The 14,578-nt window shown below is 40.4% G+C and carries 11 protein-coding genes and 2 pseudogenes; 6 read left to right on the forward strand and 7 right to left on the reverse strand.

The annotated features are described in order from the left end of the window. Positions 1-13: 13 nt before the first annotated feature. Together ntrC and J8L73_RS14710 are read left to right on the forward strand one after the other, a co-directional pair. Positions 14-1,399, forward strand: coding sequence for a nitrogen regulation protein NR(I) (gene ntrC / locus J8L73_RS14705; protein WP_058549215.1), 1,386 nt, complete (start codon positions 14-16; stop codon positions 1,397-1,399). A 25-nt stretch (positions 1,400-1,424) separates the two neighbouring features. Further along, positions 1,425-1,883: a cyclic nucleotide-binding domain-containing protein gene (locus J8L73_RS14710; protein ID WP_211000966.1), complete on the forward strand. Its 459-nt coding sequence runs from the start codon at positions 1,425-1,427 to the stop codon at positions 1,881-1,883. Between the two features lies 1 nt (position 1,884). Here J8L73_RS14710 and J8L73_RS19510 read toward each other — a convergent pair. From J8L73_RS19510 to J8L73_RS14720, 3 genes and pseudogenes are all read right to left on the reverse strand, one after another. Beyond that, positions 1,885-2,295 (reverse strand): annotated as a pseudogene (locus tag J8L73_RS19510) (hypothetical protein); the annotation flags it as partial. A 269-nt stretch (positions 2,296-2,564) separates the two neighbouring features. Next, positions 2,565-2,798 (reverse strand): annotated as a pseudogene (locus tag J8L73_RS14715) (hypothetical protein); the annotation flags it as partial. A gap of 92 nt (positions 2,799-2,890) precedes the next feature. Continuing rightward, on the reverse strand, positions 2,891-3,190 hold the full coding sequence (locus J8L73_RS14720) for a hypothetical protein (protein ID WP_211000967.1): 300 nt from the start codon (positions 3,188-3,190) through the stop codon (positions 2,891-2,893). Positions 3,191-3,445: 255 nt separating this feature from the next. Here J8L73_RS14720 and J8L73_RS14725 point away from each other — a divergent pair, with 255 nt between their 5' ends. From J8L73_RS14725 to acnA, 3 genes are all read left to right on the forward strand, one after another. Further along, a complete protein-coding gene (locus J8L73_RS14725) occupies positions 3,446-3,829 on the forward strand; it encodes an RNA-binding S4 domain-containing protein (RefSeq protein WP_211018163.1) in 384 nt (127 codons plus the stop codon). 104 nt (positions 3,830-3,933) lie between these two features. Next, positions 3,934-4,353 carry a hypothetical protein gene (locus J8L73_RS14730; protein ID WP_211018165.1) on the forward strand — a complete coding sequence of 140 codons (420 nt, stop codon included), beginning with the start codon at positions 3,934-3,936 and terminating at the stop codon, positions 4,351-4,353. Between the two features lie 195 nt (positions 4,354-4,548). Then, positions 4,549-7,290, forward strand: a complete 2,742-nt coding sequence (gene acnA / locus J8L73_RS14735) for an aconitate hydratase AcnA (protein WP_211018167.1) — start codon at positions 4,549-4,551, stop codon at positions 7,288-7,290. Between the two features lie 121 nt (positions 7,291-7,411). On the opposite strand, the gene J8L73_RS14740 is transcribed toward acnA, so the two are convergent. From J8L73_RS14740 to J8L73_RS14755, 4 genes are all read right to left on the reverse strand, one after another. Further along, a complete protein-coding gene (locus J8L73_RS14740) occupies positions 7,412-7,957 on the reverse strand; it encodes a DUF4124 domain-containing protein (protein ID WP_211018169.1) in 546 nt (181 codons plus the stop codon). 128 nt (positions 7,958-8,085) lie between these two features. After that, the gene (locus tag J8L73_RS14745; RefSeq protein WP_211000972.1) at positions 8,086-8,826 is read right to left on the reverse strand and encodes a phosphoadenylyl-sulfate reductase; all 741 of its coding nucleotides are present in this window, start codon (positions 8,824-8,826) and stop codon (positions 8,086-8,088) included. Between the two features lie 43 nt (positions 8,827-8,869). Beyond that, entirely contained in the window at positions 8,870-10,567 is a 1,698-nt protein-coding gene (gene cysI, locus J8L73_RS14750) for an assimilatory sulfite reductase (NADPH) hemoprotein subunit (protein ID WP_211000973.1), read from the reverse strand. A gap of 60 nt (positions 10,568-10,627) precedes the next feature. Then, complete coding sequence (locus tag J8L73_RS14755) at positions 10,628-12,442, reverse strand: assimilatory sulfite reductase (NADPH) flavoprotein subunit (protein WP_211000974.1); 1,815 nt, start codon at positions 12,440-12,442, stop codon at positions 10,628-10,630. A gap of 303 nt (positions 12,443-12,745) precedes the next feature. On the opposite strand from J8L73_RS14755, the gene J8L73_RS14760 reads away from it, so the two are divergent. Then, on the forward strand, positions 12,746-14,056 hold the full coding sequence (locus J8L73_RS14760; protein WP_211000975.1) for an endonuclease: 1,311 nt from the start codon (positions 12,746-12,748) through the stop codon (positions 14,054-14,056). Positions 14,057-14,578 lie beyond the last annotated feature (522 nt).

The raw sequence follows: 14,578 nt of genomic DNA on the forward strand, positions 1-14,578 counted from the left end.
GTTTGGAGTTTTCATGAAAACAGTTTGGCTTGTAGATGATGATGCATCAATTCGATTTGTACTCGAAAAAGCACTTACCCGCTCAGGGTTTACCACGGAAAGCTTTGCTAATGCGCAAGATGTATTGAGCGCATTAAAGTTTAGCCAACCAACTGTTTTGGTATCTGACGTTAGAATGCCAGGCATGGATGGTATGGCATTGCTTGAACTTATTGCAGAGCAAAATCCTGGGTTGCCGGTTATTATAATGACCGCCCATTCAGATTTAGACTCAGCAGTTAATGCGTTTCAAAAAGGTGCATTTGAATACCTAGCAAAACCATTTGATTTAAACGAAGCCGTAGCTTTGGTAGAAAGTGCATGCAGAGCAAACTCCACTAAAAAAACAAAACGTAAGCAAGCTCCACCTAAAAGCGCGCACATTATTGGTGAAGCACCTGCCATGCAAGAAGTATTTAGAGCCATAGGTAAGCTTTCGGCCTCTAGTATGAGTGTGCTTATTAATGGTGAATCAGGTACTGGTAAAGAGCTGGTAGCCAGCGCATTGCATAATCACAGTCCGCGTAAAGAAAACCAATTTATTGCTCTTAACATGGCCGCAATTCCAAAAGAGCTCGTTGAGTCTGAATTATTTGGCCACGAAAAAGGCGCATTTACCGGTGCCGATAGCGTTCGTAAAGGCCGCTTTGAACAAGCAAACGGCGGCACACTGTTTCTAGATGAAATTGGTGATATGCCACTTGATGTACAAACACGTTTATTGCGCGTACTGGCCGATGGGGAGTTTTATCGTGTTGGCGGTCATCAAAGCATAAAAGTAGATGTACGTATTATTGCAGCAACACATCAAAATTTAGAAGACTTAGTAAAACAAGGTAAATTTAGGGATGATTTATTTCATCGCTTAAATGTAGTTCGCCTACGCTTACCTGCGCTTCGAGAACGTACTGAAGACATTGAGCGCCTTGCACAGCACTTTTTACATAAAAGCGCTAAAGACCTGCAAGTAGACAGCAAAATTTTAAGCCCAAAAGCCACTGATCAATTACGTTTATTTAGCTGGCCGGGTAATGTTCGTCAATTAGAAAATACATGCCGATGGCTTACTGTTATGGCACCGGGAGAGCTTGTAAGTGAGCAAGACTTACCACCTGAAATACTTGATGCTTCACCTACTCAACAAGAAGGTGATTGGCTTGATGCATTTCAGCAATGGCTTAATCAAGAGCTTAAACAAGGCAAAGAAAACATTTGGCCTGATATTCAAGCTCAACTTGAAACTCGCTTAATAAAAACAGCCCTCGCTAATTGCTCTGGCCATAAACAGGATGCAGCCATAAAAATAGGCTGGGGGCGCAACACGTTGACCCGCAAATTAAAAGAGCGCAATATTAACTAACACTCCTTATTAATTTTGGTTATTGATGAAGTTAATTGAACATATTCCTTTGTTTAAACAAATGGAAATTATAAATAGGCTGCACTTTTTTAAAGATTTCACTCTTGGTGAACGCCAAGTGCTTTTAGAGTCGTTTGGCCTTTTATATTTAGTTAATCAAAATCAGTTTTTGTTTAAACAGTTCGATAACGACAAACGTTTATATATTGTATTAAGCGGTGCGTTATTAGTGTTTAAGCATAACCACTTATTAGAGCTAGGTACTATTGAGCCGGGTGAGTTTATAGGTGAAGGGGCTTTTATTAATAACCGAGAGCGTAGCACCAGCGCTCGTGCTAAAACCGACACCATAGTACTTGCCATTACCCCAGAGGCACTTACTCGCTTGCCTAATGTAATACGCGAAAAAATTAAAGACCGAATTATTGAAGGTATGAGCCTGCGCATTGCTAAACTTAGTGAGCACATAGAAACCCACGGTTAGATCAGTCCATATAAACAGTTTGTAATGAGCAATCAAGCCAGCCGGGATTATTTACGTGCGCAGTATACGTGTAAGTATCTGAAGGCTTGGCACCAAAGCGGGTATTTACAAGTGGCTGTGAATGGCTATATGTCTGGGAATAGGTTTTATAATAAATTACAACATAACCATACAAGTACTCCCAACTGAGCCTCACAACCGCACCACTTGGTAATGTAAATTCAACATGTTCATTTGCAAATTTAACCAATAAATCATTATACCTATCGTCGCTGCAATGGGTTGTTCGTAACCGAGAGGGCACAGTGAACGCGTCTTCACCATCAGTATTCTTTAAATAAAAACCATTATTCCCGTCACCATAAAAGTGATTTGATCGTGTGGTGTAGTTAATTTCGGGTTGATAGCCTAGGGCGTGTTGACCTTTCGTGGTTGAATTTGCAGCAGACTGTTTGGTATTTAAGCAAGGCAGAGCCTATGTAGTGTGGTTGTTCCCCATAAATAGGCGATAACGCAGCATAAAGACCAAACATGCGCTGCCCAAAGGGTTCTTTCTAGGGACGATTGACTCTTTGTTGCTCGGTTTTTACTTCGCCCACTAGGTTACAAACCTCGCGCCGCAATTAAATCGCCCCTAGATTAAACAAATTTCAATCCACAAAGGTCAACACGCCCAGGCTCTTGTATAATAATAGCTAACTGCTCAGTCTCTTCTTGGTAAATTTTATCGCTTGATAAGAGCAATGTGGCTTCACCAAAATTAGATGGAATTGCCAGCGCTACGTATTCATAAGGAAGGTTTTGTGCGCTGAGCGCAGCATCGAGTTGATTACGCTGCTCATCTTGCAAGTTTTCCCTAAATACATACACGGTAGGTTGTTGGCACGCAGCTAATAGTAATGCCAACGCACATATTAAAATTCCATTTTTCGTAGTTACACTCCAATAATTACACCTGTAGTCTATTAGGAGGCACTATTAATCGCAATGCACTTAATTAAATAATGTCACTGATTGATATGACTAGTTTGGCTATCTAACCATGCATCAACACTTTGTCGAGTGTATAAAACTTCATTAAACAAACGGTGACGTTCAAATTCAAGCTTTGATTTTCTAAGCGGATCGCCACTAATTAAACGGCTGTGCGTATCATTAAATTTTGAAATAACTGAAAACCCGCTATCACTAAGTTGTGCCTGTTCTTTTACCAAATTCGCTAGATGCGATCTTACGTCGTCAGCAGTTAACATGTCTGAATTATCTAAACCCATCAGCTCTTTTTTCATTGCTAATCTTACGCCCATTTTCTACTCCGTTTATATGTACACATTACACATCAGTTAATCCGCCAGAGTTTTAGCAATTAGCGAGCCATCTATAAAAATCAGTCATTGCAAAGCTTAACCTGCAATTGCTTCAGTTTTCTTAAAGACAGAGGAAAAGGCTAAAAAGTTTCAACTTGATTAACGACTACCTTCTCAGTTTTGTATTTGCTTTGGTGCAAAATGCTCTACAAGCCTTTATACTAGGGGACTATGCGTTACCCCACTGGAACTAACATGAACGAAGAATACATAGAAATTGAATTAGAAGAAGAACCCATAGAGCTTTGTAAATTATTAAAAGTACTCGATTTAGTTGAAGGTGGCGGCCAAGCAAAAAACCTAATCGCTGAAGGCTACGTGGGTGTTAACCATGTAATTTGTACAATAAAACGGAAAAAATTATACAGTGGCGACGTATTAGAATTTGATGGTGAGTTTTTTCAATTATCATTAAGTGAAGATGCAATCCCTACAGAGCGAGCAGTAGTGCAAAGTACACCAGAGGCAAAAGCCACACCCCAAAGCACTGCTAATCAACCGGCAAAAAGTAAGCGTAAGCGCACTAAAAAGCCTAAAAGAGATGAAAATACAGGGCGTCGTCCAATTTCATTTGGCTAGCCTTCAAGGTTATTCGCAGCCTCTAAACATAAAAGCCAGCTTGTAATGCTGGCTTTTATGCTCTTTAATTACCTCGTAAATAACAATAAAAACAAGGTAATAACATGTCTACCCCCACTTGGTTAAAATCGCTTGCTTGGGCTGCGCTTATTTGGAACTTATTAGGTGTGATCGCATTTTCGATGCAAGTGATGATGACCCCAGAAATGATAAGTAAACTGCCTACAGATCAACAAGCTGCCTATTCTGACATTCCTCTTTGGTCTACCATTGCTTTTGCTATAGCTGTATTTGGAGGCTTACTAGGGTGTATTCTTTTATTGATGAAAAAGGCGCTCGCCATCCCCATATTTGCAGTGTCTTTAAGCGCTATTTTGCTACAGCAATACTATAATTTTGTTGTTATAAACAGCATTGAGCTATTAGGTTTAAGCGCTGTATTTATGCCTATTTTAGTTATTATTATTACCATAGGCCTGCTTTATATAAGTATCAAAGGCAAACAACAAAGCTGGTTAGACTAATTAAGATTAAGGCCAATATTATTTGGCCCTTTATCACCCTTGAAAAACTATTCTTCACCATCACCTCTATACTTATTACTGTACAAATTTCGCACTTTTTACCACATTAATTACGCTGGTATGTACTTTGCAATTAAGAAAATAAAAGAGGTCATCTTTTCAAGGAAATTTACCTAATTACCAAAGGGGCAAAAAATGAATAGTTTCGAAACAGAACATCAACTAACTATTAATGGCGAGCAATATCATATTCACTCACTTAAAGGATTAGGCGATAAAGCTAAGCGACTGCCCTTTTCCCTCAAAGTATTACTCGAAAACCTGCTACGCAACGAAGACGGCGTAAATATAAAAGAACAAGACATTCAAGCCCTCTTGAACTGGGATTCTAAAGCTAAACCATCATCTGAGGTCGCTTTCACACCAGCACGCGTTGTTATGCAAGATTTTACAGGTGTACCAGCCATTGTAGATTTAGCCGCTATGCGTGACGCTATGGAGAAACTAGGTGGCGATCCTGCAAAAATAAATCCACTATCTCCTGCTGAACTTGTAATAGATCATTCTGTGCAAGTAGATGGCTATGGCGATGATGGCGCATTTGATTTAAATGCAAAGCTAGAATACGAACGTAATAAAGAACGTTATGAGTTTTTACGTTGGGGGCAAACAGCATTCGATAACTTAAAAGTTGTGCCACCAGCAACCGGTATTGTCCACCAAGTAAATTTAGAATACCTAGCACGTGTTGTGTTTAACGAAGACAGCAAGGGTAAAAAGTTCGCTTACCCAGATACCTTAGTAGGCACCGACTCCCACACCACTATGATTAATGGCTTAGGTGTTCTTGGTTGGGGCGTAGGCGGCATTGAAGCCGAAGCTGCAATGCTTGGCCAACCCATTAGCTTACTCATCCCACAGGTGGTTGGTATGAAGCTAAATGGTCGCCTTCCTGAGGGAACAACAGCAACCGATTTGGTATTAACAGTAACCGAAATGCTACGTAATCATGGTGTTGTAGGTAAGTTTGTAGAGTTTTATGGTGACGGTCTAGCTGATCTACCACTGGCAGATAGAGCAACGATTGCTAATATGGCACCCGAGTACGGCGCCACGTGTGGTATTTTCCCTATTGATGACGAAACCATTAATTATTTACGCTTAACAAACCGTGATGAAAAACACCTTAAAGTAATTGAAGATTACGCCAAGCACCAAGGTTTATGGCGCAACGATGGCGACGAAGCTAATTATACAGATACCCTGGAGCTTAAACTTGATGATGTAGTGCCAAGCCTTGCAGGACCTAAACGCCCGCAAGATAGAATAGCATTAGATAAAGCCGGCGATGTTATTGGCCAGCACTTAAAAGGCTTTCAAGATGAGCGCATGGAGCGCCGCGATAAAAGTGATATAGAGCAAGCTCGCATTGAAAGCGAAGGCCCTGCCACAAACCCAGATGAGCCAGTTGAAGAAGCGCAGTTTATGGGGGCCGCAAAAGTTAAGTTCAAAGGACAAGAGTTTGAACTTAACGATGGCGCCTGTGTTATCGCTGCCATAACAAGCTGTACAAATACCTCAAACCCAAGTGTAATTTTAGCTGCGGGTTTAGTAGCAAGAAAAGCTAAACAACTCGGCATTGATGTAAAACCTTGGGTTAAAACATCACTTGCTCCGGGCTCTCAAGTTGTAACAGACTACCTGGAAAAAGCTGACTTAATGGATGATCTAGAAGCACTAGGATTCAATTTAGTCGGTTATGGCTGTACAACCTGTATTGGTAATTCAGGTCCACTAGCAACAGAGATATCAGATGCGATCCAAAAGCATAAGCTGGTTGTAAGCTCAATTTTATCGGGTAACCGTAACTTTGAAGGGCGAATTCACCAAGATGTCAAAATGAACTTTTTAGCATCACCACCACTGGTTGTTGCCTATGCAATTGCTGGCCGAACAGACATAGATGTATATAACGAACCCCTTGCGCAAGATAAAAACGGTAACGATATTTACCTTAAAAATATCTGGCCAAGTGTAAGTGAAGTAAATAAGTTAGTACAAAAAACGGTAACTAAAGAAATGTTTGAAAAAAGCTATGCCAATGTATATGAAGGCGATAGCCGCTGGCAAAAAATTCAAATTCCAAATGGTAAACTTTATGATTGGAATGATGAATCAACTTATATCAAAAAAGCCCCATTCTTTGATGGCATGAAAGTAGAACCGCCAGGCGTTCCAACAATTGAAGGCGCACGCTGTTTAGCTAAATTAGGCGACTCGGTAACTACCGATCATATTTCGCCCGCCGGTGCGATAAAAGCAGAAGCCCCTGCTGGCTTGTACTTGCAAGACAAAGACGTAGGAAAAGCGCAGTTTAACTCATACGGCTCACGCCGTGGTAATCACGAAGTGATGATGCGCGGTACATTTGCCAATGTAAGGCTTAAAAACTTGCTTGCACCGGGTACCGAGGGTGGTGTTACACGCATGCAGCCAGAAAACGAGCTAGCAAGTATTTATGATGCAGCTATGGAGTATCAAAAAAATGAAACACCACTCATTGTTTTGGCCGGTAAAGAGTACGGTACAGGCTCATCACGTGACTGGGCAGCTAAAGGTTCATTGTTACTTGGTGTAAAAGCAGTTGTCGCACAAAGCTATGAGCGTATACACCGCTCTAACTTAATTGGCATGGGGGTTTTACCTCTGCAATTTAAAGATGGCGAAAGCTACGAGTCGTTAGGATTAACAGGGCAAGAGCAATTTGATATTGAAGGCCTATATGATAAAACTGACGAAGTAAGTGTAATCGCCACTAATGCTGAAGGTAAAAAGGTAAGCTTTAGTGCCGATGTACGTATTGATACCCCTAAAGAGTGGGATTACTACAAACATGGCGGTATTTTGCAATACGTACTGCGTAACATGCTTGATTAATACGCGCCTTAACTAATGCATTTAAAAGCCCAGCTCTTAGTAATAAGCTGGGCTTTCTATTGGTATAGTGTGTGGTACTAAATCAGTATTGAGTTGTCGTGATTTATCTAGTTCATACTAATTAAAGCGCACTTAAGTTGTTTATTTCTTTATTACGTTTTTCGAGTTTTTCTTTTACGTTTTCGGCATCATTAAACAACTTTTTTACCGAATTTGGATTTAATATTGAGGGCGTTTCAGGGGTTGCTGTCATTTTATTTGTATTAGAGGTAGCGTTTAAAATAGACGTATCTTCAGCAGCAATAACAGTAATATCTTTAGGGTCTAACTTTACCTCAATACTTGTTACATCTGGATTTGGCGTATCTGAAAAATGCCATTGGCCACTTTCATCTTGCCACTTATAAATTTTACTACGTGATGTAGTGGAAGGAATGGGTTCGTCTGAAATACTGCTCGCTATTTTATCGCCAGCTTGCTTTACACCTTGCACTGCTTGGTCGAGCGTATCGGTAGAAAGCGTAACCATTTTCTCTTTAATTTGTAGAGATTTGTTGCTAATTGAAGAAGTAGAAAGCCATGTTTGTCCATCGGGCTTTTTTAAATAAAACAAAGAGATGACAGCAATAACCATGACTGATATTGCTAGGTAGGTAAAGTATTTCATAGCGCTCCTGCTTTAATTAATCCTTTATCATAATGAGTCTAATAAAAAATTCTTAAACAGGCAATTTTTTTGTAATAAAAACGCAGCCTGAGCTGCGCTTAAAAATGTACACTTTTTAGTATTAAAGGTTAAATACCATCACCATCCATGTGCAAGCCACATTCACGGTTTAAACCAAAAAAGCGAGTTTCTTCTTCGCTCATACCTGGCTCTAACTTACGTGTTGTATGCACATCTCCCATCGACACATAACCTTGCTCCCATAACGGATGATAAGGTAAGTCGTGCTTAGTAAGATATTGATACACATCGCGGTTTGACCATTCAATAATCGGGTACACTTTTACTGTACCTCGACTTATTTCTACAAACGGTTTATCAGCACGAGTAGATGATTGATCGCGTCGTAAACCGCTAAACCAAGTGCCTGCTTTAATTTCTTTAAGTGCGCGAGTCATCGGCTCAACTTTATTAAGTTGGTTGTATTGCTTAATACCGTCTTCACCTTGCTCCCATAGCTTTCCAAATTTAGCTTCTTGCCATGCTGGGCTTAACTGCGCTCTATACACTTTTAAGTTAAGTGATAGTCGCTCGCTCATTTGCTCAATAAACTGATAGGTTTCAGGAAACAAGTAGCCCGTATCGGTTAAAACAACTGGTATATCTGGGCGTTGTGAGGTCATTAAATGCAGCATTACCGCTGCTTGAATACCAAAGCTAGATGATAAAAATGCCGTTTCTGGCAAGTTATCAAGCGCCCATGCAACACGCTCCTCAGCGCTCATATTCGCTAGTAAACCATTAGCATCAGCTAACATAGCCGCTTGGCTTTGTTTATCTAGCTGTAAAATATTTTTAAATTCACTCATGGAAAATTCCAAGCCTCACCAGCGCTAAAGCGCTGGTATTTAATTATGCGTGAAAATCAGTTACTGACACTTTAACTTCAGAAACAATGCCTTTGCGAATAACAAAGTCACCAAAACATTCACCGTCTTTGCGCTCGCTAGCCCATTGGCCAATTAGCTTATCAAACGCCTCTAGGTAAACATCTTCACCTACGTTTTCTAGGTACAATTTAGGAATGCGCGTACCTTCAAGGTTACCGCCTAAGTAAACGTTGTATTTACCTGGGCCTTTACCTACTAAACCGGCTTCTGCAAGCATTGCGCGGCCACAACCATTAGGACAACCAACAACACGCATAATAATGCTGTCATCCGGAATACCGTGTTTAGCTAGCAGTGCTTCGGTTTTTTCAATTAAGCTTGGCAAGTAACGCTCAGCCTCAGCCATAGCAAGCGGACATGTTGGTAATGCTACACATGCCATAGAGTTTTTACGTTGCTCGGTATCTTTATCATCAATTAGGCCGTGATTACGGGCAATTTCTTCAATCACTGCTTTTTGATCTGCAGGTACACCCGCAATAATTAGGTTTTGGTTTGCCGTCATACGCATATCACCTTGGTGAACTTCTGCAATTTTACGACACCCTGTTTTAAGCGGCTTACCTGGGTAGTCTAAAATACGGCCGCTTTGAATAAATAGCGTTAAGTGGTGCTTACCATCAATGCCTTCAACCCAACCAATACGATCGCCGCGATGAGTAAACTCATACGGACGGCTTGGTGCAAATGTAACGCCTGAGCGTTTTTCTACTTCTGCTTTAAATACATCAACACCTACACGGTCTAATGTGTATTTAGTTTTTGCATTTTTACGGTTTGAACGATTACCCCAATCGCGCTGCACAGATACAACATGTTCTGCAATTTTTAGCGTGTCGTCTAAGGTAATAAAACCAAAGTCATCAGCCTTACGCGGATACGTTGCAGTATCGCCATGAGTCATGGCAAGGCCACCACCAACAAGGACGTTAAAACCTACAAGCTTGCCATTTTCAGCAATTGCTACAAAATTTAAGTCATTTGCATGCACATCAACTTCGTTGTTAGGCGGAATAGTTACCGTTGTTTTAAACTTACGTGGTAAGTAGTTAGAGCCTAAAATTGGCTCTTCTGTCGTTTCTGCTTTTTCGCCATTTAGCCAAATTTCAGCATACGCTTTCGTTTTTGGTAGCAAATGCTCAGAAATTTTTGCAGCCCAGTCGTAAGCTTCTTGATGTAGCTCAGATTCAACAGGGTTAGTAGTACACAGTACGTTACGGTTGACGTCACCCGCTGTAGCAATAGAGTCTATACCTACGCTATCAAGCATTTGGTGCATACCTTTAATATTAGGCTTTAATACACCATGAAACTGAAACGTTTGACGTGTAGTCAAACGAATGCTGCCGTAGCTTGTTTTGTCATCAGCAAATTTATCGATTGCTAACCACTGCTCTGGCTTAATAATACCGCCAGGCATACGCGCACGTAACATTACGTTATGAAGCGGTTCTAGCTTTTGCTTTGCACGCTCACCACGAATATCACGGTCATCTTGTTGATACATACCGTGAAAACGTATTAACTGAAAATTATCGGCTGTAAAACCACCGGTAATTTCATCTTTTAAATCTTGCTCTATGGTGCCACGTAAAAAGTTACTTTCTCTTTTCAAACGCTCATTATCAGAAAGTTTTACGTTTTTATCTTGTTCGCTCATTTTAAATCCTAAATTTGTTACAGTGACGGCTGCTAGCTGTTAATAAAATAAGAAACGTGATTAATACACGTCTTTCTGATAGCGGTTAGCGCTACGTAAGTCTTTTAAGTATTGCTCTGCGTCTTCGTTGCTCTTGCCTGTGTTTTCTTTAATGATATCAACAAGGGCATTGTGTACATCTTTTGCCATGCGGTTTGCATCGCCACAAATATACAAGTGCGCGCCTGCTTCTAACCATGCAAATACGTCTTTGCTGTTACTGCGTAATTTGTCTTGTACATATACTTTTTCAGCCTGGTCACGGCTAAATGCAACATCTACTTTACTAAGTAAACCTGACTTTAAATAACCTTGTATTTCTACTTGATATAAAAAGTCTTGGGTAAAGTGTGGGTTGCCGAAAAACAGCCAGTTTTTACCTTGTGCTTCACGCGAGTCACGTTCTTGTAGAAATGCGCGGAACGGTGCAATACCGGTACCTGGGCCAACCATAATAATTGGTGTTTCATCATTAGTAGGTAAACGGAAGTTGTCGTTATGTTCGCTAAATACCTTAACCTTACAGCCTTCTTCTGCGCGGCGAGTTAAATAACCAGAACAGCCACCTAAGTGCTCACTATCAAATGAGTCAAACTGCACTAAACCAAGTGTTAAATGTACTTCGTCTTCCACCTCACTTTGGCTAGAAGCAATTGAATATAAACGCGCTTGTAATTTACGTAAGCAATCTACTAGCGTTTGCGCATCAAGCTTTGCTGGGTTTTGACGAATGACATCATATATTTGGCGAGGCTCGATGTATGCGCGCATTGCAGCTTTATCTTCTACAAGCTTTAATAATTCAGGCGTACCTGTTGCTGTAGCGTATTTTTCTACAAAACCTGGGTATGACTGAGTCAGCTCTAGCTTTTCAATTAGAGCATCGCGTACGTTTAGCTCTTCATCACCTACTTTTACAATACTAGTTGCCGCTATTTGAGTAAGCTCAAGCACTTCATCAACTAACACGTCGTCATTTAAAAAGTACACACCTAACGAATCACCTGGAGTATAAGTAATGTCTGAACCTTCAAGCGAAATCTCAACATGGCGTACGTCTTTAGTAGAGTCGCGGCCAGTAATTTTTTGAACAGTTAAAAGCTCTGCTTCAAACGGATTCTGTTTGGTGTATTGGCTGGCAGCAGTCGTTGGCGCGCCAAATGGCATTGATACAACTTGACCGCCAGCAGCATCTTGCTGCGCTTTTATATCAGGTTCAAATGCATTTAGTGCACCCGTGATCCATATTGCAGCTTCATCATCGTAGTCAACATCTAGGTCAGCACGCTGAAAAATGGTTTCTGCGCCAAGTTTATTTAAACGCTCTTCAAAGTCTTTTGCTGTTTGGCAGAAAAATTCATAGCTAGAATCACCTAAACCAAGTACTGCTACTTTTACACCATCTAATTTAGGCGCTTTTTTAGTCGTTAAAAATTCGTACAGTGTTTCGGCATCTTCTGGTGGCTCGCCTTCACCGTAAGTAGATACCACAATGGTTAAAAACTTTTCTTTTTTCAGGGCTGTTGGTTTGTAATCCGACATACTTACTAACTTAACAGCGAGTCCGCGAGACTCCGCTTGTTCTTTTAGCTTAGTTGCTACGCCTTTTGCGTTACCTGTTTGTGAGCCATATAAAATTGTTAACGGTGCAGCATCGCTAGCAGCAGGTGCATTTGCCACTGGGCCGCCCAAAGCAGCAGAGTTAGCATTAGCGGCTAAGTAACCACTTACCCACGCTTGTTGAATTGGATTGAGTTCAGCCACTAAGCCTTGCAGCTTCTGTACTTGCTCTTGCGTTAGCGGGCTTGCCGCAGCGTTTAGTTGACCTAACAACATGAATCTATTCCCCATAACCCTGAAAAATTAAACACAATGCAATATAAGCATTGTTAAAAATGAGTTTCCCTCTTGCAGAGCGTCTCTGTTGAGGTTTTCTAAGTATGAAGGATAACGGGCTATGTGTTTATAAAAAAAGAATAGAATCTGCTTTGTTATTCCATTTAGTTATTAATTTATATAAAGACCTTCAAAAACAGCTTAAAGACTAATTGTTGTTTTTTATGAAACTATGCATTAACAATTTTGTAACCCGCTTAATATAAGGTATATTACCGCCTCACAAAAAAAATAGGAACGATCATGTCACTCGGGACATATACAAATACATTACTTGGTACCGCATTACTATTAAGCGCATTACCGACAATCGCAAATGTAACTAACGGCAGCTTTGAACAGTGGACAAGCAATACACCTAGTTCTTGGAGCACTATCGATAACGGAATCAGCTTAACACGCACAACCAGTAAAGTTAAAAGTGGTAGTAGCGCCGCTGCTATAAATGTAACGACAGCTACGCAAAGCAACACTGATCTGCTGCAAATAATAAGTGTTGAAGCAGGTAAAACATATGAATTTTCTGTTGATGTTTACCACACCGAAGGAAAAGTTAAAGCACGCTTGTATATAGATGGCTATCAAGGCTATTCAAACCAAGCAAAAACTAATCAGTGGCAAACGATAAGCCACAGCTATAAAGCAAGTAGCAGCAAAACAATTAAAGTAGGCTTGCGCTTTTATGATGTAAGCGGGTTTGATGGTAAAGAAACAGTTTATGTAGATAACTTTTTACCCAATACCGACAGCAACTCAGAAAAAAATAGTAATGAGCAAACAGCCTCAACCCCCACAGGCTATTATGTAACAGCGCAAAGCCTTACAGGCTATGCATTAAAAACAGAACTGTATAACATTATAAACAACCATAATTCACAAGGTTACAGCGCTATTTGGAATTTTTACGACTCTTCGTCTCGCGATAAATATTTTGAACGCGATAACAGTATCGTCGATATGTACAGTGAAAAGCCAAATGGTTCAGACAGTTACAGCTATAGTGCTGTAAGTGATCAGTGTGGTTCATACAATAGTGAGGCAGATTGCTATAATCGTGAACATGCATTTCCTAAAAGCTGGTTTGGCGGCACTAAAGAACCTATGAATTCCGATGTTCATCATATTTATGCCACAGATGGGTACGTAAACTCAAAGCGTAGTAATTTTCCGTTTGGTGAAGTATCAAGTGCTTCATTTACTTCAACTAACGGCAGCAAATTAGGTTCAGCCATAAGCTCACTAAATTACTCTGGTACTGTATTTGAGCCAATTGATGAGTTTAAAGGGGACTTTGCTCGTGCTTATTTTTATATGGCTACGCGCTACGAAAACGTTATAAGCTCGTGGCAAAATAACACAACTGCAAGTAATGCAGTGCTTAATGGTACAAGTAATAAGGTATTCGAGAGCTGGGTTGTAACTATGCTACTTAACTGGCATAACGCCGACCCTGTTAGCCAAATGGAGCTGGACCGAAACCAAGCCGCTTATGAGTTTCAAGGGAATCGTAACCCATATATCGACCACCCTGAATTTGTAGAAATGATTTGGTAACTAAGTCAGTATAAAAAAGAGAAGCCTTTGCGCTTGCAAGGGCTTATTCTCATCTCAATCGGCACATTCTTTTTATAATAATAGATTAGAGACTTATGAGTTAACAAAACCTTACTAACTATCAAATGGGTAGATAGTTTATAGTTGATAAATTCTTTACAGAACACTAGCTTATAAAAAACTTACTGTATGGTGATACACAGTTGAGCAGAACCATAAACTAAACAATAGTCCAATAAACCACAAACATAATAAAACTCACTCTCCCACAAATCCTCTAAAGAAATAATTTGGAAATTAATCTCCCGTTAGCATATGTTGGTGGCATTCTTTTATGGTGGTATAAACTTAATGCCAGTATATTCTTTGCGTTCTTTTCTCTTCGGGTGTCCTAGACTCAATCCAAGCTACGGCGTTCAGCCCCACTGCGAGTTGCTGATAGCTGAAAACCTACCACTTAAAACTTATAGCCCCAAACACAAAAAGCCCCGGCTAATGCCAGGGCTTTTTTACAAAACCAAC

Source organism: Pseudoalteromonas sp. MMG006 (assembly GCF_018101025.1).
Taxonomy (GTDB): Bacteria; Pseudomonadota; Gammaproteobacteria; order Enterobacterales; family Alteromonadaceae; genus Pseudoalteromonas.

Excerpts from the sequence above, each read along its gene's own strand:
- ntrC (WP_058549215.1), top strand. The coding sequence starts at position 14 with ATGAAAACAGTTTGGCTTGTAGATGATGATGCATCAATTCGATTTGTA.
- J8L73_RS14710 (WP_211000966.1), top strand. The coding sequence starts at position 1,425 with ATGAAGTTAATTGAACATATTCCTTTGTTTAAACAAATGGAAATTATA.
- J8L73_RS14720 (WP_211000967.1), bottom strand. The coding sequence starts at position 3,190 with ATGGGCGTAAGATTAGCAATGAAAAAAGAGCTGATGGGTTTAGATAAT.
- J8L73_RS14725 (WP_211018163.1), top strand. The coding sequence starts at position 3,446 with ATGAACGAAGAATACATAGAAATTGAATTAGAAGAAGAACCCATAGAG.
- J8L73_RS14730 (WP_211018165.1), top strand. The coding sequence starts at position 3,934 with ATGTCTACCCCCACTTGGTTAAAATCGCTTGCTTGGGCTGCGCTTATT.
- acnA (WP_211018167.1), top strand. The coding sequence starts at position 4,549 with ATGAATAGTTTCGAAACAGAACATCAACTAACTATTAATGGCGAGCAA.
- J8L73_RS14740 (WP_211018169.1), bottom strand. The coding sequence starts at position 7,957 with ATGAAATACTTTACCTACCTAGCAATATCAGTCATGGTTATTGCTGTC.
- J8L73_RS14745 (WP_211000972.1), bottom strand. The coding sequence starts at position 8,826 with ATGAGTGAATTTAAAAATATTTTACAGCTAGATAAACAAAGCCAAGCG.
- cysI (WP_211000973.1), bottom strand. The coding sequence starts at position 10,567 with ATGAGCGAACAAGATAAAAACGTAAAACTTTCTGATAATGAGCGTTTG.
- J8L73_RS14755 (WP_211000974.1), bottom strand. The coding sequence starts at position 12,442 with ATGTTGTTAGGTCAACTAAACGCTGCGGCAAGCCCGCTAACGCAAGAG.
- J8L73_RS14760 (WP_211000975.1), top strand. The coding sequence starts at position 12,746 with ATGTCACTCGGGACATATACAAATACATTACTTGGTACCGCATTACTA.